Here is a 21505-nt window from a genome sequence, read left to right as displayed (position 1 = left end):
GTTCAGTCTATCGGGGTCAGCGTGTCGGATCGGTTCCGCGCGACAGGTCGTCCCAGGAATCGATCGCGTCGACGGGCCCGCTGCTCTCGGTGCCGTGCGGCGCGTCGGTGCGATAGCGCCGTCCTCCGGTCTTCCAGCGGCGCCAGGTGAGGACCACGACGACGGATGCGAGGATCAGCACGACCCAGCCGACGAGGGCGATGACAGGCCACGCCGAGAGCGCGATGCCGCGCACGACGTCCGCGACGGCGGCATCACCGGCCAGGCCCGTGGTCTCCGTGACCGTGGTTCGCACCGCCGCGAGCGGCTCGGCGAGGAACAGCTGCACCGTGGTCCACGCCAGGAACAGGCCGGTCGCCAGCCCCAGGATGCCGAACACGAGACGGAGCACAGGGCCGACGATCGACATCGCGACGCCGAGTGCCAGTACGGCCAGGCTCAGCGGCGCGAGCAGCGGGAGCGCGGACGCGCCGGGAACCAGGATCGCCTCGCCCGCATCCGCACGCTCCACCGTGAGCCACGTCTGGGTCGACGAGATGATGCCCACGGCGCCCGCGAGCAGGAAGCCGAGGACGCCGATCATGCGCCCGCGACGAGCGATCCTCATAGGGCGGTGCTCCCGTCCACGGCGTCCAGGTCGGTCGTGTCGAAGCAGGTGCGCGTGCCGGTGTGGCACGCCGGGCCCGTCTGGTCGACACGCAGAAGCACCGCGTCGCCGTCGCAGTCGAGACGCGCCTCGTGGACGACCTGGATGTTGCCGGAGGTGTCGCCCTTCCGCCAGTACTCCTGGCGGGAGCGAGACCAGTACACGGCACGACCGCTCGTGAGGGTGCGACGCAGGGCCTCGGCATCCATCCAGGCGAGCATGAGCACCTCGGCGGTGTCCCACTGCTGCACGATGGCGGGTACCAGCCCGTCGGCGTTGAAGGCGACCTGCCCGATGCGTTCGTCTACCGTGCTCACCGGACGATCACCCCTTCGCTGCGCAGCGCATCCTTGACGTCGCCGACCGTGAGCGCTCCGGTGTGGAAGACGCTCGCGGCGAGAACGGCATCCGCGCCCGCTTTGATCGCCGGGGCGAAGTCCTCGGCCTTCCCCGCTCCGCCCGAGGCGATCACGGGCACCGAGGCGATCTCGCGCATCAACGACACGAGCTCGAGGTCGAAGCCGTCGCGCGTGCCGTCGGCGTCGATCGAGTTGACGAGCAGCTCGCCGGCGCCGCGCTCTGCCGCTTCGCGCGCCCACTCCAGCGCGTCGAGCGTGGTCTGGGTGCGCCCGCCGTGTGTCGTGACGACGAAGCCGGACGCGGTGGTGTCCGCACGCTTGACGTCGAGCGACAGCACGAGCACCTGCGCACCGAAACGATCCGCGATCTCGCCGAGGAGGTCGGGACGGGCGATCGCCGCTGAGTTGACGCCGATCTTGTCGGCGCCGACCGCGAGCAGGCGAGCGACGTCGTCCACCGAGCGCACTCCCCCGCCGACCGTGAGCGGGACGAAGACCTGTTCGGCCGTGCGCTGCACGACGTCGTACGTGGTCGCCCGCGCGTCGACCGTGGCCGTGACGTCGAGGAAGGTGATCTCGTCCGCTCCCTGCGCGGCGTAGTGGCGCGCGAGCTCGACGGGGTCGCCCATGTCGCGGAGGTTCTCGAAGTTGACGCCCTTGACGACACGCCCCTCGGCGACGTCGAGGCACGGGATGACGCGGCTGGCGAGCGTCATCAGAGCCTCGCGTTGTGGATCGCCGTCACGAGGATCGCCCGAGCGCCGAGGGCGTACAGCTCGTCCATGACGGGGTTCACGCGCGAGCGCGCCACCATCACCCGCACTGCGACCCACTCGGGATCGCGCAGCGGCGACACGGTCGGCGACTCGATGCCCCCGGCGACCTTCACGGCGTCGTCGAGGAGGGCTGCGGGGAGATCGTAGTCGATCATCACGAAGCGGCGAGCCACCATCACCCCGCGCAGGCGACGGAGGAGCGTCTCGGAGCCCTCCGCGTCGTGCGGTCCGGCGATCAGCACAGCCTCGGACTCGAGGATGATCGGACCGAACACGTCGAGGCCGGCCTGGCGCAGCGTCGTGCCGGTCTCGACGACGTCGGCGACGGCATCCGCCACGCCGAGGCGCACAGCGGACTCGACGGCACCGTCCAGCGGCACGAGGTCCACGGCGATGCCGCGCTCGTCGAGGAACGCGTCGACGAGACCGGGGTACGAGGTCGCGATGCGCAGACCGTCGAGTTCGGACACGTCCGTGTAGCGACCGGAGGGCGCGGCGAACCGGAACGTCGAGCCGGCGAAGCCGAGCGCCTCGATCTCACGCGCTCCGGGCATGCGCGCGTCGAGCAGGAGATCACGACCGGTGATGCCGACGTCGATCGCTCCTGACCCGACGTACGTCGCGATGTCCTTGGGGCGCAGGAAGAAGAACTCGACGTCGTTCTCGGGGTCGATCACGTGCAGGGTCTTGGGATCGCGACGACCGGCGTAACCGGCCTCCGCGAGCATCTCGGCGGCCGTCTCGGAGAGAGAGCCCTTGTTGGGGACAGCGATGCGCAGCATGGTGCAGCCTTCAGTTCGGAGTGAATGGGGCGGGGCGCATCACAGATGTCGGTAGACGTCCTGCAGGGTCAGGCCTTTCGCGAGCATCATCACCTGCACGTGGTACAGCAGCTGCGAGATCTCCTCTGCCGCGGCGTCATCGGATTCGTATTCGGACGCCATCCAGACCTCGGCGGCCTCCTCGACGATCTTCTTGCCGATCGTGTGCACGCCGCCGTCGAGCTCCGCGACCGTGCCCGAGCCCTCGGGTCGGGTCTCGGCCTTGAGGCTGAGCTCGGCGAACAGTTCGTCGAAAGTCTTCACGGTTCCAGGCTAGCGGCTCTGGCGCGGTCCCTGAGCCGGGTGACGGCCGCCTCGACGTCGTCCGCACCGTACACGGCGGAGCCGGCGACGAAGGTGTCGGCCCCGGCAGCAGCCGCCTGCTCGATCGTCGCGTCCGAGATGCCGCCGTCGACCTGCAGCCACACGTTCGACCCGCGGCGCCTCGCCTCATCGGCCAGGGCTCGCAGCTTCGGCATGGTCTCGGGCATGAAACCCTGCCCGCCGAACCCGGGCTCCACGGTCATCACCAGGATCTGATCGAACTCGTCCAGCACGGGGTACAGGCCCTCGGCGGGCGTGTCCGGCTTGATCGCCACCCCTGCCCGGGCGCCGATGCCGCGAAGCGCTCGGGCCAGGGAGATCGGGTCGGCGGCGGCCTCCAGGTGGAACGTCACGCTCGCCGCCCCCAGCTCCGCGTACGCGGGCGCCCAGCGGTCAGGATCCGTGATCATGAGATGCACGTCGAGCGGGATCGGGCTCGTCGCCTGGATGCGCTCGACCATCTGCGGACCGAACGTCAGATTCGGCACGAAGTGGTTGTCCATGACGTCGACGTGAGCGAAGTCTGCCGTCGCGATGCGTGCGAGGTCGCGTTGCATGTTGACGAAGTCGGCGGCGAGGATGCTGGGATTGATGCGCGGTGCGTCGGGGAGGTCCACGGCTCTAGTCTCCTCGATCTTCCGTGGTCGTGCGGTCCGCAGCGGCGTCGCGCCGCTGGAGGAGCGCGAGGAACATCGCGTCGGTGCCGTGCCGGTGGGGCCACAGCTGGACGCGTCCTGAGCCGTCGGAGGCGAGATCGATCGGCGATTCCGCGACTCCGGCGAGGACGGCGCGAGCGTCGAGCTCCGTGATGTCATCGTGGGTGCGCAGGATCTCCTGCACCACGCCCGTGGTCTCGGCGAGATGCGGCGAGCACGTCACGTAGGCCACGATCCCCCCGGGCGCGAGGGCACCGATAGCGGCGGACAGGAGCTCGACCTGGAGCGGCACGAGATCGGCGACGTCCGCCGGGGTCTTGCGCCAGCGTGCCTCGGGACGGCGACGAAGCGCGCCGAGGCCTGTGCACGGCGCGTCGACGAGGATGCGGTCGAACTCCGCCGGATGCTCAGCGGCGAGGACACGCCCGTCCGCCTCGTGCACGACGATGTCGCCGGGGACCGCACGCAGGGCCTTGCGCACCAGACGTGCTCTGGTCGGCACGACCTCGTTCGCCTCGAGGTGCACATCGTGCTGGTGCGCGACAGCCCCCAGCAGCGCCGTCTTGCCCCCGGGTCCGGCGCAGAGATCGAGCCACCGCTCCCCCGCCCGGATCGGCGACGCGGCCGCGAGAGCGAGGGCGACCAGCTGCGATCCCTCATCCTGCACACGGACCGTGCCACCGGAGGCGGCCACGACGCGGTGCGGATCGCCACCGGGCGAGCCGTAGGCGGTCGGCGCGAAGGGACGTCGGGGCTCGCCCGTGGCGGCGAGCCCGGGCAGCGCGACCAAGGTGACCTCGGGCGAGACGTTGTCGGCGGCGAGGAGATCGTCGAGCTCCTCGCCGCGGCCCTCCGCCGCAAGGGCACGACGCAGTGCCCGGATGACCCAGACCGGGTGCGCGGTACGCAGGGCGAGGCGTTCGTCGTCCGACCGCGCCGTCGACTCGATGCGCTCCTCCCACTGTCCGGGCGTCTCCCGCGCGATCCGACGCAGCACGGCGTTCGCGAAGCCCGCCGCTCCGCGCCCCTGGGCCGCGGCGATGAGGTTCACGGACTCGTTCACGGCCGCATGGGATGCCACCCGCGTCGCGAGGAGCTGGTGCGCGGCGAGACGCAGGGCGTCGAGCACCGCAGGATCGATGTCCTCCGCGGAGCGGTCGGCGGCGGCCGCGATCACCGCGTCGTACGTTCCCCGACGTCGCAGGGTCCCGTAGGCGAGTTCGGTCGCGAGCGCCGCGTCCTGCGGAGTCAGGCCCGCCTCGGCGATCGCCGTCGGAAGGATGAGGTTGGCGTACGCGTCGGAGTCGGACACCGCACGCAGCACGTCGTACGCGACGCGGCGTGCAGGCTGCACTCCGCGCTGCGGGCTCCGCGCAGCGCGCTGACCCCTGTTCCGCGCGCCACCGTTCCGGTCGTCATCCGATGGTCCGGCATTCCGCCGCGCCGGTCGGGAGTCGGATTGGGGACGTCGGTTCTCCGCTCCGCCACGGATCCGGTCGCGTTCGCTCATGATCCGAACCTCGTCCCGTCGCCGCCGTGCACACCGCGCCACCAGTCGACCGCGCGCATCGCGCCCTTGCCCGCGGGCTGCACGCGTGTGACGGCGAGCGGCGCGTCCGCGGTCCCGATGAGGACGGCATGCTTCGTCGCGGCGACCTCTCCGGGAGCGAGCGCGACGTCGGCCATCTCGGCGTCGACGTTCGCTTCGAGGATCTTGAGCCGCTGCCCGACGACGGTGGTGTGCGCGCCCGGCTCCGGTGTGACACCGCGGTAGCGGGCGAAGACCTCTGCGCGCGGAGCCGTCCAGTCGAGAGCGCCGTCCTCCCAGGTGAGCTTGGGGGCGAGCGTGACCTCGCCCTCCTGCGGGACCGCCCGAGCGGTGCCCGCTGCGATGCCCGCGACGACCTCGGACGTGAGGTCCGCTCCGTCCGCGGCGAGGATCTCGAGCACAGTCGCCGCCGTCGCATCGCCGGGGACCGCGACCTCGCGCATCCCGAAGACCTCGCCCGCGTCCAGAGCGGGGACGAGCTGGAACACGCTCGCTCCGATCCTGTCGTCGCCGGCCATGAGAGCGCGCTGCACCGGGGCCGCACCCCGCCATCGCGGCAGCAGGGAGAAGTGCAGGTTGATCCACCCGGCCTTCGGGATGGACAGCAGGGGTTCGCGCACGAGGCCTCCGTACGCGACGATCACGCCCAGCTCGGGTTCGAGCAAGGAGATGCGCGCGGTCGCCTCTTCGTCGAGCCGCGCTGCCGGGATCACCGGCAGACCGAGCTCGTGCGCGGCCTGAGCGACCGGCGACGGGGTCAGCACGCGCTTGCGCCCCAGAGGGGCATCCGGACGCGTGATGACCGCCGCGATGTCATGCTCGGAGGCGAGGCGGCGGAGAGTGGGAACGGCGGCGGCGGGTGTGCCGGCGAAGACGAGACGCATGAAGGTGCTCCGGAGGGATGCGGGGACGAACGGAACCGATCGGCGGAGGCCGGTCAGAGCTCTGGATCGAGGATATCGAGGCGGACCGTGAGAGTGCTCCGTGTCGAGCGTCCCTTGCCCCGGCGCGCGCTCATGGCCTCGGAGACGACAGCCGCGCGCAGCGTGGACGACACGCGGGCGCCCGCGCCGTAGTCGAAGCGGACGAGGGCGCGGACCCGGGGAGGCACGTCGTCCGACTCGAGTGGCACCGGTCCGAGCACAGCGTCGGGGGGCAGGGCGAGCTCGTGGAGAGACGCGAGAGCACGCCCGACTGCCGCGGCGGAGCCCTCGACGAGCGCCACGCGCGCCGCCGGGGGCATGTGCAGCGGATCACGCTCCGCCAGCTCTGCGCGAGCATAGGCGGGTTGAGTCCAGGTCGCGAGGGCGCGGGCGACAGCGCCGTCGACACCCACGAGGTGCACGGGCGCGCCCGGGGCGGCGAGGGCCGCGGCGTTCGACCACCAGCGCAGACACGCTTCGCCGATCCGGAGGTCGGGTGCCTGCAGCATCCGCGGTCCGTCGAGCAGCACGACCGCGCGGTATCCGCCGTCCGCGAGGGGTTCGGCGCCCCTCGTCGCGATGACGAGCGCCGGCTTGTCGGCGACGCGCTCGACCGGGTGCGCTGAGTCGGCGACGATCACCCGGATCCCGGGGAACGCCTTGCCGAGCTCATCCGCGGTCCGCTCGCTCCCCGAGGACGCCAGGCGGAGCTGCGTCGACGAGCAGTGCGGGCATGCCCACGCGCGGGCGCCGCGCCCGCACCACCCGCACACCGGGACCGCGCCGCGGTGCGTCGCCCCGAGCGGGCCGCCGCAGTGCGCGCAGCGCGCCGGCGCACGGCATTCGGCGCACACGAGAGACGGCGCGAAACCCGGGCGCGAGACCTGCACGAGCACGGGTCCCTCCGCGGCGGCGGTCCTGGTCGCGAGGAACGCCGAGGACGGCATCCGCTGGGCGGTGGGCTGCTCCATCTCCTGCGGCGTGCTCAGCACGACCCGCGGCAGAACGCGGCGGGCGGCTCTCACATCCTCCAGCCAGCCGCGCGCCACGAGCCTCTCGACGTCGGTGGTGCGCGTGTGGCCCGCGAACAGGAGCGCTGAGCCTTCCTGCTCCTGACGCAGCAGCGCCGCGTCGCGAGCGTGCACGTAGGGCGCGAGCGGCTCCCCCAGCAGCGTGTCGCCGTCATCCCAGATCGCGACCAGACCGGCGCGCACCGGTGCGTACACCGCGGATCGGTTGCCGATGACCACGCACGGCGAGTCCTCGAGCGTGCGGAGGAATGCCCTATAGCGATCCGGGTTCGTCTGACGCGAGTCGTGACGCACGATCGACTCCGGAGGCAGGACCGGTGCGAGCGCCGACAGCAGCCGATCGAGATCACGATGATCGGGCACGACCAGGATGCTGGACCGTCCCGCCGAGAGCATCCGCGATGCCGAGGCGGCGAGCAGAGCCGCCCATCCAGGCGCGCCCTCGCGCGCTGCGGGGATCGCCTCGACCGCAGCGCGACCACCGGCGTCGAGTACCTCGGCGAGCCCGTCGTACTGCGACACGAGATCCGCCGCGCGTTCGCGAGCATCCTCCGATGGGGAGACCGCCGGCGTGTCAGCGGTCCACGCCTTCTCGACGCGCACCTGGCGCTTGGGGATGACGAGACGCAGGATGTCGGATGCCGACCCCGCCGCCCTGTCGGCGACCCTGCGCGCGAGTCGGTACAGCCGCTCGGGCAGCACGGGCACGGGCGACACCAGGGTGTCGACCTCGGACAGCGCGCGATCGGCGTCGCTCTCGGTGTCGAGCTCGACGATGAACCCGTCCACGACGCGCCCTGCGGTGCGCAGCGGAACCCGCACGCGCGCGCCCGGCGCGACGTCGACAATCTCTTCGGGCAGCGCGTAGTCGAACAGCCGGTCCAGTTGCGGGAGCGGCGAATCGAGGAGCACGCGCGCGATGCGTCGGCTCTGCGTCACCATGCGCGACTCAGAGACCGGCAGCCCGCCGCAGTTCCTCTGCGCGGTCGGTCCGCTCCCAGGTGAACTCGGGGAGCTCGCGGCCGAAGTGACCGTACGCGGCTGTCTGCGCGTAGATCGGGCGCAGCAGATCGAGGTGGTCGATGATCGCCTGGGGTCGGAGGTCGAACACGTCGAGGATCGCCGTGGTGATGACCTCGTCGGAGACCTTGCCGGTGCCGAAGGTCTCGACGTACAGGCCGACCGGACGTGCGACGCCGATCGCATAGGCGACCTGAACCTCGAGGCGGTCGGCGAGCCCGGCGGCCACGGCGTTCTTGGCGACCCAGCGCGTCGCATAGGCGCCGGAGCGGTCCACCTTGGACGGGTCCTTCCCGCTGAAGGCACCGCCACCGTGACGAGCCGCGCCGCCATAGGTGTCGATGATGATCTTGCGTCCGGTGAGTCCGGCGTCTCCCTTGGGGCCGCCCGTCACGAAGGGACCTGCGGGGTTGATGTAGTACGTGACGTCGTCGAGGTCGAGACCGGTCGTGGCGAGCACGGGGTCGATCACGTGCTCGCGCACCTGCGCCTGGATCTCCTCCTGGGAGATGTCCGGGTTGTGCTGCGTCGACAGCACCACGGCGTCGACGGTCTTCGGCGTGAACCCGTCGTAGCCGAGAGTGACCTGGGTCTTTCCGTCCGGACGGAGGAACGGCAAGGCACCGGAACGACGCACCTCGGTGAGGCGCTCGGCGATGCGGTGCGCGGTCCACGCCGCCATGGGCATGAGCTGCGGCGTCTCGTTCGTCGCGAAACCGAACATGATTCCTTGATCGCCCGCGCCGAGGCCGTCGAGCGGATCGATCGACGACCCGTCCCGGTGCTCCTGCGCGTTGTCGACGCCGTGCGCGATGTCCGAGGACTGCTCCCCCACTGAGACGCTGACGCCGCACGAGTCACCGTCGAAGCCGGTGTCGCTCGACGTGTATCCGATGCCGTTGACGACCTGACGGACGATCGTCGGGATGTCGACGTACGCGTCCGTCCGGATCTCCCCCGCGACGTGCACGAGGCCCGTCGTCACGAGGGTCTCGACGGCGACGCGGGACCCCGGATCCTTCGCGATGAGGCCGTCGAGGATGCTGTCCGAGATCTGGTCGCAGATCTTGTCCGGGTGCCCTTCGGTGACGGACTCGGACGTGAACAGACGCAGGGCGCTCATCGGGGCTCCAGGACGGGATCGGACGGGTGACGGGGCTGGACCCCATTGTGGACCGCGCCGCCGACATCAGCGGGCGACGCGGTCACGGGACGTCACTCGGCGTGACGCAGGCGGAGCTTGTCCTCGTTGATCTCGTGCAGGGCGATGGTCAGCGGCTTGTCCTCGACGGAGGAGTCGACCAGCGGGCCGACGTTGTCGAAGAGGTTGCCCTCGTGCAGGTCCGAGTAGTAGTCGTTGATCTGACGCGCGCGCTTCGCCGCGTAGATGACGAGCTCGTACTTGGAGTCCACGCGGTCGAGCAGGTTGTCGATGGGGGGATCGATGATGCCCTTGTTGTGGTGTCCGGCCATGGTGGGACCTCCTGATCAGGCGACGGAATCGTCGCGAAGACGGTGCTACGGGCGCGCGAGAGGACTCAGCGCGCAGAGCCTGAGGACAATTCTACGACCTCCGCGGCCGCAGCGGCGACGTCCTCGTTCACGACGAGGTGATCGAACTCGTTCTGGGCGGCCAGCTCGACCTTCGCGGTGCGCAGTCGCCTGGCCCGTTCCTCCGCCTCCTCCGTACCCCGGCCGACCAGTCGCTGGACGAGTTCGTCCCATGTCGGCGGCAGCAGGAAGATCAGCGTCGCGCTCGGCTCGGCGCGTCGCACCTGACGCGCGCCCTGCAGGTCGATCTCGAGGAGGACGGTCTTCCCCTCGGCCAGCGCGGCGTCGATCGGCGCCCGCGGCGTGCCGTACCGGGACCTGTTGTGCACGACCGCGTACTCGAGAAGCTCGTCCGCAGCGATCAAGCGGTCGAATTCCGCGTCGTCCACGAAGTAGTAGTGCACGCCGTCGACCTCGCCGGGGCGCGGAGCGCGGGTGGTCGCGGACACGGAGAGGTGGATCTCGGGATTGTGCTCGCGGATGTAGGCGGCGACGGTGCCCTTGCCCACCGCGGTGGGGCCCGCCAGGACGAGCAGCCGGCTGCGGGCGCCGCGCGGCTCGAGCACTGGGAAGCGGTCGTCCAGCCACGCCGAGAGCGCGACGCGCTGACGTACGCCGAGGCCGCCGAGGCGTTTGACGGGCGAGATGCTCAGCTCCTCGAGGATGCGGTCGCGCTTGCCCGCGCCGATCGCGGGGAGTGCGAGGAGGAAATCGGTGATCCGCATCGAGCCCTCGACCGAGTCGGGGTCGGCGGCCGCTCGCGCGACCACCGTCTGCGGCGTGATGACGCGCATCGTGAGATCGCGCTTGAGCGAGGCACGGGCGCGGCGACGCTCCACGGCTTTGCGCGCTGCGGCCGCGCGATCGACCTCCGGAACCGGGCGTGCTTCAGCCACGGTGGGCCTCCCTGTAGTCGGCGACGCGCGCGTCGATGGCGTCCTCGAGCCCGGCGGGACCTGAGGCGAGGATGCTGCGGCTCTCGCTCGCTATCACCGTGCGGCTCATCGAGCCGAAGCGACGGTGCAGATCAGCGGGCGTCGCTCCCTGGGCTCCGAACCCCGGCGCGAGGATCGGCGCGGGCGGTGCGAACGCCGCGAGTCCGGCATCCGTCCAGTCGACGGTCGCCCCGACCACGAACCCGATGCCGCCCCACTCCCCCGCGGCGACGTGCTCGGCGTTGCGCGCCGAGACGACCGACACTATGTCGGCCGAGACCGTGCGGCCGGTGGCCGACTCCGCACGCTGCAGCGGCAGCGCCTCGGGATTGCTCGTCGCGGCCAGCACGAACACGCCTTTGCCGTGCTCGTGCGCCAGGGCGAACGTGCCGTCCAGCGCACCGACGCCGAGGAACGGGTTGACCGTGAGCGCGTCGGCTTCGAGCGGCGAACCGGGGGTGAGCCAGGCGGTCGCATAGGCGTCCATCGTCGTGCCGATGTCGCCGCGCTTGGCGTCGGCGATCACGAGCAGTCCGGCATCGCGGGCGGCGGCGAGCACGTCTTCGAGCGCGGCGAACCCGGGCGATCCGAAGCGTTCGAAGAACGACACCTGCGGCTTCACGATCCCGGCCCGTCCCGCGGCCGCTTCGACGGTGCGCAGCCCGAACTCACGGACTCCGGCGGCATCCTGCCCGAGCCCCCAGGCGTCCAGGAGGGATGCATGCGGGTCGATGCCCACGCAGAGCGGGCCGTGGGCGTCGAGGACGCCACGGACCCGCTCGCCGAAGGAGGTCGTCACACCGCGGCCTTCCGGTCGAGGGCGTACTCCTGGAGGCTCTTCACCTGGAACCCCTCGTGGGCCGCGTCCATGCCGCTCACGGCCGCTCCGAGCACGGCCATGGTCGTGAAGAGGGCCTTGTCGGCGGCCACGGCCGCTGCGCGGATCTCGTAGCCGTCCGCGCGGGCCGCACCGCCCGAGGGCGTGTTCACGACGATGTCGATCTCGCCGTCATTGATCAAGTCGACGATGTTGCGCGCGCCCGACTCCTGCGTGTCGCTGTACTTCTCGACGACCGTGACCGCGATGCCGTTGCGCGAGAGGATCTCGGCGGTGCCCTCCGTCGCGACGATCGTGAAGCCCAGTTGCTGCAGCCGGTGCGCGGGCAGGATCACCGCTCGCTTGTCGGAGTCGGCGACGGAGATGAACACGGTTCCCGACGTCGGCATCCCGCCGTAGGCCGCGGCCTGGCTCTTCGCGAACGCGGTCGGGAAGTCGCGGTCGATGCCCATGACCTCGCCGGTCGAGCGCATCTCCGGGCCGAGGACCGAGTCCACCGTCTTGCCGTCGGCGGTACGGAACCTCTTGAACGGGAGCACGGCCTCCTTGACCGAGACGGGCGCATCGAGCGGCACGCGTGAGCCGTCCTGCGGGGGCAGCATGCCCTCGGCACGGAGCTCGGCGATCGTCGCGCCCGCCATCACGCGGCTCGCCGCCTTGGCCATCGGGATACCGAGGGCCTTGGAGACGAACGGCACCGTGCGGCTCGCGCGCGGGTTGGCCTCGATCACGTAGAGCACGCCGGCGCTGATCGCGAACTGCACGTTCAGGAGGCCGCGGACGCCCACGCCCTCGGCGATCGCGAGAGTCGCCTCGCGCACGCGGTCGATGTCGGTGCGTCCCAGCGAGACGGGCGGCAGCGTGCAGCTGGAGTCGCCGGAGTGGATGCCGGCCTCCTCGAGGTGCTCCATGACGCCGCCGATGAAGAGATCAGTTCCGTCGTACAGGGCATCCACGTCGAGCTCGATCGCATCGTCGAGGAAGCGGTCGACCAGCAGGGGCTTGCCCTCCTCGATCACGACCTCGCCGGCCGTGCGCACGAAGTAGTCGCGAAGCGCCTCGGTGCCGTACACGATCTCCATGCCCCGGCCGCCGAGGACGAAGCTCGGACGAACGAGCACGGGGTAGCCGATCTCCTCCGCCACGGCCACCGCGCCCTCGACGTCGACGGCCGTGCCGTGACGCGGAGCGAGGAGCCCCGCCGTGTCGAGCAGCTGCGAGAAGAGCTCGCGCTCCTCGGCGATGTCGATCGCCGCGGGGCTCGTGCCGAGCACGGTGTACCCGGCCGCCTCGATGCCCTTCGCGAGGCCCAGCGGAGTCTGGCCGCCGAGCTGGCAGACGACGCCGAGGATCGTGCCGCTCGCGGCCTCCGCATCCAGCACCTCCAGGACGTCCTCGAGCGTGAGCGGCTCGAAGTACAGGCGGTCCGAGGTGTCGTAGTCGGTCGACACCGTCTCCGGGTTGCAGTTCACCATCACCGTCTCGAAGCCGGCGTCCGACAGCGCGAAGGAGGCGTGCACGCAGGAGTAGTCGAACTCGACGCCCTGGCCGATGCGGTTCGGGCCGGAGCCGATGATGACGACCTTCGTGCGCTCGGACGGCGCGACCTCGGTCTCGGCGTCGTAGCTGGAGTAGTGGTACGGCGTGAGAGCCGGGAACTCGCCGGCGCACGTGTCGACCGTCTTGTAGACGGGACGGATGCCGAGCCCGTGGCGCACGCCGCGGATCTCCTCCTCGCTCTCCCCCCGGAGCTGCGCGAGCTGCGCGTCGGAGAAGCCGTGCTCCTTGGCGTAGCGCAGCGTCGCCGCATCCAGCTCAGGGGCCGTGCGCACGATCTCGGCGACCTCGTTGATCAGCACGATCTGGTCGAGGAACCAGGGGTCCATGGCGGTGGACTCGAAGGCCTGCTCGACCGTCGCGCCCTTGCGCAGCGCCTGCTGCAGCGTCACGATGCGACCGTCGGTCGGGATCTTCGCGATCTCGAGCAGCTCCTCGACCGAGCGCTCCTCGGGACCCCAGTGGAAGCTGGAGCCGCGCTTCTCGAGCGAGCGCAGAGCCTTCTGCAGGGCGGTGGCGTAATTGCGCCCGATCGCCATCGCCTCGCCGACGGACTTCATGGTCGTGGTGAGGGTGGCGTCGGCGGCAGGGAACTTCTCGAACGCGAAACGGGGCACCTTGACGACCACGTAGTCGAGCGTGGGCTCGAAGCTGGCGGGGGTCACCCCTGTGATGTCGTTGGGGATCTCGTCCAGGCGGTAGCCCAGTGCGAGCTTCGCCGCGAGCTTCGCGATCGGGAAGCCCGTCGCCTTGGACGCGAGGGCGCTCGAGCGCGAGACGCGCGGGTTCATCTCGATCACGATGATGCGCCCGTTGGTCGGGTCGACCGCGAACTGGATGTTGCAGCCACCCGTGTCGACGCCCACGGCGCGGATGATGTCGATGCCGATGTCGCGCATCTTCTGGTACTCGCGGTCCGTGAGTGTCAGCGCTGGCGCGACGGTGATCGAGTCACCGGTGTGCACGCCGACCGGGTCGACGTTCTCGATCGAGCAGACGACGACCGTGTTGTCGGCCGTGTCGCGCATGAGCTCGAGCTCGTACTCCTTCCAGCCGAGGATCGACTCCTCCAGAAGCACCTCGGTCGTCGGCGAGTCGCGCAGACCGGCGCCGCCGATGCGGCGGAGGTCCTCCTCGTCGTAGGCGAAGCCCGAGCCCAGGCCGCCCATCGTGAACGAGGGACGCACGACGAGCGGGTAGCCGAGCTTCTCGGCACCGGCGAGCAGGTCGTCCATGGTGTGCGCGATCACGCTCTTGGCGACGTCGGCGCCGGCCTCGAGCACGAGCTCCTTGAAGACCTGGCGGTCCTCGCCCTTCTTGATCGCGTCGACCTTGGCGCCGATGAGCTCGACGCCGTACTTGGCCAGGATGCCGCGCTCGTCGAGCGCCATGGCCGCGTTCAGCGCGGTCTGCCCGCCGAGGGTCGGCAGGATCGCGTCGGGCTTCTCCTTCGCGATGATCGTCTCGATCACCTCGGGGGTGATCGGCTCGATGTACGTCGCGTCGGCGAAGTCGGGGTCGGTCATGATCGTCGCGGGGTTGGAGTTCACGAGGATCACCCGCACGCCCTCCTCGCGGAGGACACGGCACGCCTGGGTGCCGGAGTAGTCGAACTCGCAGGCCTGACCGATGACGATCGGGCCGGAGCCGATGACGAGGACGGAATTGATGTCGTCGCGCTTGGGCATTACTGTGCGTCCTTCTTGCTCGCGATGACCATGTCGCGGAACCGGTCGAAGAGATAGTTGGCGTCGTGCGGACCGGCCGCTGCCTCGGGGTGGTACTGCACCGAGAACGCGGGGAGGTCGAGGGCGCGGAGTCCCTCCACGACGTTGTCGTTGAGACCGACGTGGCTGACCTCGACCGCGCCGTAGCCGTGCGGGCTGTCGAAGGAGCCGTCGAGCGGCGCATCCACGGCGAACCCGTGATTGTGCGCCGTGATCTCGACCTTGCCGGTGGACTTGTCGAGGACTGGCTGGTTGATGCCGCGGTGGCCGAACGTCAGCTTGTACGTGCTGAGACCGAGCGCCCGCCCGAACAGCTGGTTGCCGAAGCAGATGCCGAAGTAGGGCAGCTTGGCGTCGAGCACCTCGCGCAGCACCGCGACCTGGCCGTCGGAGGCGGAGGGGTCGCCGGGACCGTTCGAGTAGAACACCGCGACCGGATCGATCGCCATGATGTCGGCGAAGGTCGAGGACTGCGGCAGGACGTGCACCTCGAAGCCGCGGGCCGCGAGGTTGTCGATCGTCGCCTGCTTCACGCCGAGATCGAGGACCGCCAGGTTGCCGATCTTCTCCCCCACGGCATCCGTCACGATCGCGACGTCCACAGAGACCTGGGCCGACAGGTTCTGCCCGGCCATCTCCGGCGCCTCGCGGACGATCCGGAGCTGCTCCTCGGCAGCGAGGCCGGCCGCCTCGCCCGAGAAGATCCCGCCGCGCATGGAACCGGCGGAACGGATGTGGCGCGTGATGGCACGAGTGTCGATGCCGCTGATGCCGACAATGCCGTCCTGCACGAGGATCTCGTCGAGCGAGGCGTTCGCACGCCAGTTCGAGACGACCCGGGAGGGGTCGCGCACGATGTAGCCGGCCACCCAGATGCGTCGCGACTCGGTGTCCTCGTCGTTCATGCCGGTGTTGCCGATGTGCGGTGCGGTCTGGAGGACGATCTGTCCCGCGTACGAGGGGTCGGTGAGCGTCTCCTGGTAGCCGGACATTCCGGTGGCGAAGACGACCTCGCCGAGCGTCGTCCCCAGCGCGCCGTAGGCGCGGCCGGAGTGGCGGGTGCCGTCCTCGAGGACCAGGACGGCGGGTTCGGGGAGGGAGGTCATGACTGTGCTCCTGTGTCGGGGGCAGCCGAGTCGTCCGCGGCGCCGGAGGCGGGGACGAGCTGCTGCAATGCAGAGATGAAGTTCTTCGGGTCGCCGTCGGTGAGACGGAGATAGGAGTCGACCACGGTGTCGTCGTCGGCGCTCCACGCCACCCGGACGAGACCGCCCGGTTCGACGACGCGGTCGATCGTGACCGTCGCGCGGTCGACGCCGGTGAGGCGGGACGAGGCGAGGAACACGGTCGGCGCGCCGTCGAGGCAGAGCGCCAGTCCGCGGTCCGTCACCGCGACCTCGCCGCGAGCGCGATACGCGAGCGGAGACATGGTGAGGCGTTCGAGCGGCTGGTCGTGCTTGGTCGTCGAGACGTAGAGCACCTCGTGCCGGTCGATCACCTCGGCATGCTCGGGCACGCCGAGCGGGGCCGCGAGCCCCGCGTCGCGTCGGAGACGTCGTCGCCAGGCGAACACCATCGCCAGGAGCACCAGCACCGCCAGCGCGATCATGACCGCGATCGCGACATCCCTGGGGATCATGCGTGCAGCTCCTCGACCACGGCACCGCCGTCGACCGTCACCGTGCCGCCGTGGATCGTGTACTCGACCCGGCCGGGCAGGTCTCGACCGAGGTAGGGCGAGTTCGCGCTGCGTCCATGCAGGTCGGCGGCGGTGAACACTCCCGCGACGGATGCGTCGTACAACGCGATCTGCGCCGGCGCTCCGACCTCGAGGGGCGTGCCGTGCCCGGAAAGGCGGCCGATCCGCGCCGGGGCGGCGCTCAGCACGCGCGCGACATCGCTCCACCCGATCAGCCCGGTCTGCACCATGGACTGGTGCACCACGCGTAGCGCGGATTCCAGACCGACCATGCCGTTCGCCGCCGCCTGCCACTCGCACGTCTTGTGCTCGCTCGGGTGCGGGGCGTGGTCGGTCGCGACGATGTCGATGGTCCCGTCGGCCAACCCCTCACGGACCGCGAGGACGTCCTCCTCGCGGCGCAGCGGCGGATTGACCTTGTAGCGGGCGTCGTAGCCGCGCACGAGCTCGTCGGTCAGCAGCAGATGGTGCGGAGTGACCTCAGCCGTCACGGCGATGCCGCGCTTCTTGGCCCAGCGGATGATGTCGACGGAGCCGGCCGTCGAGAGGTGGCACACGTGCAGGCGCGACCCGACGTGCTCGGCGAGCAGGACGTCGCGCGCGATGATCGACTCCTCGGCGACGGCAGGCCATCCGGCGAGGCCCAGCTCGGCGGACACCGTGCCCTCGTTCATCTGCGCGCCCTCGGTCAGGCGCGGATCCTGCGCATGCTGCGCGATCACACCGTCGAAGGACTTCACGTACTCCAGCGCGCGGCGCATGATGAGCGGATCGAACACGCAGAAGCCGTCGTCGCTGAACACACGCACCTGGGCTCGCGAGGTGGCCATGGCGCCGAGCTCGGCGAGCCGCTCGCCCTTCTGGCCCACGGTGACGGCGCCGATCGGCTGCACGGTCGCGTAGCCGGCGGCCTCACCGAGCGCCAACTCCTGCTCGACGACGCCTGCCGTATCGGCCACGGGCGAGGTGTTCGGCATCGCGAAGACCGCGGTGAACCCACCGGCCGCCGCAGCACGCGTGCCGGTGAGGATCGTCTCGGACGCCTCATAGCCGGGCTCGCGCAGGTGCGTGTGCAGGTCGACCAGCCCGGGGAGGGCCACGAGGCCGTCGGCGTCGATCACGCGCGCACCAGAGCGGCTCAGGCCGCTGCCGATCTCGGTGATGCGACCGTCCTCCACGATGATGTCGGCGCTCTCGGCGCCGAGAAGCTGCGCGCCGGTGATGACGAGGGTCTCGCTCACAGGTCTCCCCCTCGTTCGTCGTCTCGTTCGCCTGCCAGCAGCAGGTACAGCACGGCCATGCGCACTGACACTCCGTTCGTGACCTGTTCCAGCACGGTGGAGCGCGGCGAATCCGCCGCCTCCGAGCTGATCTCCAGCCCGCGGTTCATGGGTCCGGGGTGCATCACAATGCTATCGCCCCGTAGCGCTGCCGCACGCCGTGCGTCGAGGCCCCAGCGACGGGAATACTCCCGCTCAGTCGGGAAATACGCGGCGTTCATGCGTTCGAGCTGGATCCGGAGCATCATGACCGCGTCCGGTTCCTCGGCCAGAGCCTGATCGAGGTCGTAGAGAACCCGTGCGGGCCAGAGCGATACGTTCTGCGGCACGAGGGTCGGCGGGGCCACGAGCGTGACCTCGGCGCCGAGCGTGGACAGCAGCCACACGTTCGACCGCGCGACCCGGGAATGCAGCACGTCGCCGACGATCACGACCCGCACACCGGCGAGGTCGCGGCCCCGGCTCTCGGCGCCGAAGCGGCGCTTGCGGATCGTGAACGCGTCGAGCAGCGCCTGCGTCGGATGCTCGTGCGTGCCGTCGCCCGCGTTCACGACGCCGGCGGAGATCCACCCGCTCGTCGCGAGCGTCTGCGGGGCGCCGGAGGCGGGATGCCGGATGACGACGGCATCCGCTCCCATCGCCTGCAGCGTCTGTGCGGTGTCCTTCAGGCTCTCGCCCTTGGACACGCTGGAGCCCTTGGCCGCGAAGTTGATGACGTCGGCGGAGAGCCGCTTGGCTGCGGCCTCGAAGGAGATCCGGGTGCGCGTGGAGTCCTCGAAGAAGAGGTTCACCACGGTCTTGCCGCGCAGCGTCGGGAGCTTCTTGATCTCCCGCGACTGCGTGTCGGACATGTCCTCGGCGACGTCCAGGATCCGCAGTGCGGTGTCGCGGTCGAGGGTGCGCGTGTCGAGCAGGTGCCTCATGCTTCGATCGTCACCTCCTCGGCGTCGTCGTTCTCGCGCAGACGCACGTTTACCCGCTCCTGCCGTGACGACGGGATGTTCTTGCCGACGAAGTCCGGGCGGATCGGGAGTTCGCGGTGCCCCCGGTCGACGAGGATGGCCAGACGCACGACCGCGGGACGTCCGATCGACTGCAGCGCATCCAGTGCCGCCCGGATGCTGCGCCCTGAGAAGAGCACGTCGTCGACGAGCACCACCGTGCGTCCGTCGATCCCTCCGGCGGGGATGTCCGTGGGCTGGGGCGACCGGGTCGGATGCTTCGCCAGGTCGTCGCGGAAGAGCGTGACGTCGAGCGCCCCTACGGGAACGGGCGTCTGCGAGATCTCGCCGATCAGGTGAGCGAGGCGCTGGGCGAGTGCGACGCCGCGGGTCGGGATGCCCAGGAGAACGAGGTTCTCGGCTCCTCGATTGGACTCGAGGATCTCATGCGCGATGCGGGTCAGAGCCCGCGAGATATCGGCTTCGTGCAGGACGGTGCGTGCACTCATCAGCCGCTCCCTTCTCCGCCTCACAGGACGGTGTTAAAGGTTGCTTGCGGATCTACTCTATCGGAGTGCTCAGGCTCCGACGACGGGGAGTCCCCGCCCGCGCGCGACCTCGGCGAGCCGGTGGTCGAACGTCGCGAGCGTGGCGCGGAACGATTCCGCCGTCACCAGCACCGCGCAGTCGGGGATTTTCAGCGAGGAGACTGCGCGCAGACGTGCGATCCGCACCGGCTCGTCGACGTCCTCCTCGCGACGGAGCAGACCGAGCGTCTCGATACGAGCAAGGTCCGCGACCTCAGTGCCGACGCGCGCGGGATGGACCAGGGCCTCCGCGATCGTCAGCGGATGCACGAGCAGGTCGTCCTCCGTATCGAGGATGTCGAACGCGGCGTCTTGATGGGGATCGTCCACGGATAGGTGCGCGATCAGCACTCCGGCGTCCAGAACGATCATTCCGGCCAGTCCTTGCGGAGCTCGTCGAGGTAGCCGGCCGGGTACGCGATCGTGCCGCGAGTCGCTTCGAGCGCCGCCCGCCTCGCCGCTCGCCTCGCTGACCGCTGGGATGTGAGCGATTCCGCGCCGAGGATCGCCAGCCGCCCGACGAGCTCGGACTTGGGAAGCCCGGGCCATTCCGCCTCGGCGAGTTCGAGAGCGTCGCGGAGTTTCGTGCTCTGCGTGACCTGGATCCTCGGGAGTGTCGTGGGCATGAGCCGAGAGTACCACCGAACGTCGTGGTGGTACTGGGATCTCGGAATGCCTCAGCTCGCCTCGCTGAGCACCGCGTCCGTGACCTCGTCGATCTTCGTCGAACGGATCGGGTGACCGGTCGTCGAGAGGCAGCGACCGGTCTTCAGGTCCCACTTCCAGTCGTGCATGCTGCACGTCAGGATGCCGTCCTCGTCGACCTTGCCGGTCTTGGTGAGGTCCGCGCGAAGGTGCGGGCAGCGTCGCTGCACGACCCAGTCGCCGATCTCCGCATCCTCGGTCTGGTCGGTCTGCTCCTGGTACCAGTTCTCGACGTACTCGATGCGATCGACCGACAGGCACTTGAGGAAGGTCGTGAGGAACTCGTTGAACTTGCCGCTGCGACCGACGGAGAACTGCATCGACAGGAAGATCGAGTTCGACCAGTCGATCTCGTGGTCGCGGATGTTCGTCGAGACGAGGTCCGCGGGGATCGTGTACCAGTAGATGCAGTCCTCGCCCGCGTACTCTCGGACCTTCGCCCGCGGGAAGTCGACCACCATGTCCAGGTCGCCGATCTTGAAGCGCACGTTGCCGCCCACGCCGAGTCGGATCGTACGGGACTTCTTCAGCAGCGGCTCCCACCAGGCCTTGAGCTCCTCGAGGATCTCCTGCGCGGACAGCACCTCCGCACGGGAGGCCTCCTCGTCGCGGATCTCCTGCTGGCGCGTGGATCGCTGCTCCTCCAGGTAGTCCCACTTCTCATCGAAGATGTGGGACAGCTCCGCGTCGGTGTACAGCGTCTGCTCGGTGGTGACCGCGCCGTCGGCGACCGTGACGACCGTGCCGGGCACGAACAGCCGACCGTCGTACTGCGGAGCCTTCTCGTGCATGTGCGCGAGGAACTGCTTCTGGTCCGTGAAGATCGACTCGCCGTTGCGACCGAGCCCGTTGAAATCGAAGAGCTCATCGCGGAGGAACATGGGCGGTCCCGCCATGGGGAACACGTGCGGCGCGTCGACTTTCTCGATGTAGTACATCGCGCGCTTGTTCTGCGCATCGCGCTTGAGCTGCGCGAAGTTCTGCTTGGCGTCGAGAGGCAGGTCATAGACCATGGGCCACCAGATCGCTCCCGACACCTGCGTGAAGTACGCGTCCGGGCGTCCGAAGTGCAGCAGCTTCTCGAGGTCGAGAGGATGCGAGTCGTTCTGGTTCAGGACCGAGCCCGTGCCGTCGTCGACGCTGAGCGAGGAGTCGCCGATCGGGCCGTCGCTCGGGGCGCGCAGCGGCGTGATCATGATCTTGAGATCGCCGCGCTCGATGATCTCCCCCGCCGGCGCGTAGGTGATGTTGGTGTAGCCGAGCGCACGGATGTCCTGCTCGAGATCGTCGATCGGGTACTCCGGCAGCAGCACCTCGATGTCCTTGCGGATGTAGCGTTCGAGCAGCTTCGGGTCGAAGTGATCGCGGTGGCGGTGCGAGATGTAGAGGAAGTCGGCCTCACGCCCGAAACGCTCCCAGTCGAGAGCGCGGTTGTCGGGGAACGGGAACCAGGATCCGAAGAACGAGGGTCCGAGGACGGGGTCGCAGATGATGTTCCCGCCGACCGTCTCGATGAACATCCCGGCGTGGCCGAGTCCCGTGATCCGCATGCATTCCTCCTGAAGTGAACCGTTCGATTC

At 69.9% G+C, this 21505-nt stretch carries 22 protein-coding genes; all 22 read right to left on the bottom strand.

Annotation, left to right across the window (positions count from 1 at the left end):
* Window positions 1-16: 16 nt before the first annotated feature.
* The gene (locus tag AKH00_RS01530; RefSeq protein WP_050720959.1) at window positions 17-607 is read right to left on the bottom strand and encodes a Trp biosynthesis-associated membrane protein; all 591 of its coding nucleotides are present in this window, start codon (window positions 605-607) and stop codon (window positions 17-19) included.
* Window positions 604-963, bottom strand: a complete 360-nt coding sequence (hisI, locus tag AKH00_RS01525) for a phosphoribosyl-AMP cyclohydrolase (protein WP_050720958.1) — start codon at window positions 961-963, stop codon at window positions 604-606. The genes AKH00_RS01530 and hisI overlap by 4 nt, the downstream gene beginning before the upstream one ends.
* Window positions 960-1721: an imidazole glycerol phosphate synthase subunit HisF gene (hisF, locus tag AKH00_RS01520; RefSeq protein WP_050720957.1), complete on the bottom strand. Its 762-nt coding sequence runs from the start codon at window positions 1719-1721 to the stop codon at window positions 960-962. Before hisF ends, hisI begins: the two co-directional genes overlap by 4 nt.
* A complete protein-coding gene (gene hisG / locus AKH00_RS01515) occupies window positions 1721-2563 on the bottom strand; it encodes an ATP phosphoribosyltransferase (RefSeq protein WP_050720956.1) in 843 nt (280 codons plus the stop codon). Before hisG ends, hisF begins: the two co-directional genes overlap by 1 nt.
* A gap of 39 nt (window positions 2564-2602) precedes the next feature.
* Window positions 2603-2866: a phosphoribosyl-ATP diphosphatase gene (locus AKH00_RS01510; protein WP_050720955.1), complete on the bottom strand. Its 264-nt coding sequence runs from the start codon at window positions 2864-2866 to the stop codon at window positions 2603-2605.
* Window positions 2863-3543 carry a ribulose-phosphate 3-epimerase gene (rpe, locus tag AKH00_RS01505; RefSeq protein WP_082297342.1) on the bottom strand — a complete coding sequence of 227 codons (681 nt, stop codon included), beginning with the start codon at window positions 3541-3543 and terminating at the stop codon, window positions 2863-2865. The genes AKH00_RS01510 and rpe overlap by 4 nt, the downstream gene beginning before the upstream one ends.
* Window positions 3544-3547: 4 nt before the next feature.
* The gene (locus AKH00_RS01500; protein ID WP_050720954.1) at window positions 3548-4936 is read right to left on the bottom strand and encodes an RsmB/NOP family class I SAM-dependent RNA methyltransferase; all 1389 of its coding nucleotides are present in this window, start codon (window positions 4934-4936) and stop codon (window positions 3548-3550) included.
* 152 nt (window positions 4937-5088) lie between these two features.
* Window positions 5089-6015, bottom strand: coding sequence for a methionyl-tRNA formyltransferase (fmt, locus tag AKH00_RS01495; protein WP_050720953.1), 927 nt, complete (start codon window positions 6013-6015; stop codon window positions 5089-5091).
* Window positions 6016-6068: 53 nt separating this feature from the next.
* Window positions 6069-8027 (bottom strand): hypothetical protein, encoded by a 1959-nt coding sequence (locus AKH00_RS01490; RefSeq protein ID WP_050720952.1) that lies wholly within the window; start codon window positions 8025-8027, stop codon window positions 6069-6071.
* 7 nt (window positions 8028-8034) lie between these two features.
* The gene (gene metK / locus AKH00_RS01485) at window positions 8035-9228 is read right to left on the bottom strand and encodes a methionine adenosyltransferase (RefSeq protein WP_050720951.1); all 1194 of its coding nucleotides are present in this window, start codon (window positions 9226-9228) and stop codon (window positions 8035-8037) included.
* Window positions 9229-9320: 92 nt separating this feature from the next.
* Window positions 9321-9578, bottom strand: a complete 258-nt coding sequence (gene rpoZ / locus AKH00_RS01480) for a DNA-directed RNA polymerase subunit omega (RefSeq protein WP_045258544.1) — start codon at window positions 9576-9578, stop codon at window positions 9321-9323.
* Between the two features lie 65 nt (window positions 9579-9643).
* The gene (gmk, locus tag AKH00_RS01475) at window positions 9644-10552 is read right to left on the bottom strand and encodes a guanylate kinase (RefSeq protein WP_050720950.1); all 909 of its coding nucleotides are present in this window, start codon (window positions 10550-10552) and stop codon (window positions 9644-9646) included.
* Window positions 10545-11390 carry an orotidine-5'-phosphate decarboxylase gene (pyrF, locus tag AKH00_RS01470; RefSeq protein ID WP_050720949.1) on the bottom strand — a complete coding sequence of 282 codons (846 nt, stop codon included), beginning with the start codon at window positions 11388-11390 and terminating at the stop codon, window positions 10545-10547. The genes gmk and pyrF overlap by 8 nt, the downstream gene beginning before the upstream one ends.
* Entirely contained in the window at window positions 11387-14674 is a 3288-nt protein-coding gene (carB, locus tag AKH00_RS01465) for a carbamoyl-phosphate synthase large subunit (RefSeq protein WP_050720948.1), read from the bottom strand. The genes pyrF and carB overlap by 4 nt, the downstream gene beginning before the upstream one ends.
* Window positions 14674-15819 (bottom strand): glutamine-hydrolyzing carbamoyl-phosphate synthase small subunit, encoded by a 1146-nt coding sequence (carA, locus tag AKH00_RS01460; RefSeq protein ID WP_050720947.1) that lies wholly within the window; start codon window positions 15817-15819, stop codon window positions 14674-14676. Before carA ends, carB begins: the two co-directional genes overlap by 1 nt.
* On the bottom strand, window positions 15816-16352 hold the full coding sequence (locus AKH00_RS01455) for a PH-like domain-containing protein (RefSeq protein ID WP_050720946.1): 537 nt from the start codon (window positions 16350-16352) through the stop codon (window positions 15816-15818). The genes carA and AKH00_RS01455 overlap by 4 nt, the downstream gene beginning before the upstream one ends.
* A complete protein-coding gene (locus tag AKH00_RS01450; RefSeq protein ID WP_050720945.1) occupies window positions 16349-17653 on the bottom strand; it encodes a dihydroorotase in 1305 nt (434 codons plus the stop codon). The genes AKH00_RS01455 and AKH00_RS01450 overlap by 4 nt, the downstream gene beginning before the upstream one ends.
* Complete coding sequence (locus tag AKH00_RS01445; protein WP_050720944.1) at window positions 17650-18615, bottom strand: aspartate carbamoyltransferase catalytic subunit; 966 nt, start codon at window positions 18613-18615, stop codon at window positions 17650-17652. The genes AKH00_RS01450 and AKH00_RS01445 overlap by 4 nt, the downstream gene beginning before the upstream one ends.
* Complete coding sequence (pyrR, locus tag AKH00_RS01440) at window positions 18612-19142, bottom strand: bifunctional pyr operon transcriptional regulator/uracil phosphoribosyltransferase PyrR (RefSeq protein ID WP_050720943.1); 531 nt, start codon at window positions 19140-19142, stop codon at window positions 18612-18614. Before pyrR ends, AKH00_RS01445 begins: the two co-directional genes overlap by 4 nt.
* Window positions 19143-19211: 69 nt before the next feature.
* Window positions 19212-19592: a type II toxin-antitoxin system VapC family toxin gene (locus AKH00_RS17945; protein WP_050720942.1), complete on the bottom strand. Its 381-nt coding sequence runs from the start codon at window positions 19590-19592 to the stop codon at window positions 19212-19214.
* Window positions 19589-19846 carry a hypothetical protein gene (locus AKH00_RS17940; RefSeq protein WP_050720941.1) on the bottom strand — a complete coding sequence of 86 codons (258 nt, stop codon included), beginning with the start codon at window positions 19844-19846 and terminating at the stop codon, window positions 19589-19591. Before AKH00_RS17940 ends, AKH00_RS17945 begins: the two co-directional genes overlap by 4 nt.
* Before the next feature lie 51 nt (window positions 19847-19897).
* On the bottom strand, window positions 19898-21475 hold the full coding sequence (locus AKH00_RS01425) for a Rieske 2Fe-2S domain-containing protein (RefSeq protein WP_050720940.1): 1578 nt from the start codon (window positions 21473-21475) through the stop codon (window positions 19898-19900).
* Window positions 21476-21505: the final 30 nt, after the last annotated feature.

Origin of the sequence: Microbacterium sp. GCS4, assembly GCF_001262495.1 — a bacterium.
Lineage (GTDB): Bacteria > Actinomycetota > Actinomycetes > Actinomycetales > Microbacteriaceae > Microbacterium.
The sequence above is the reverse complement of the archived record's forward strand: the minus strand, read 5'-3'. Positions and strand labels throughout refer to the sequence as shown.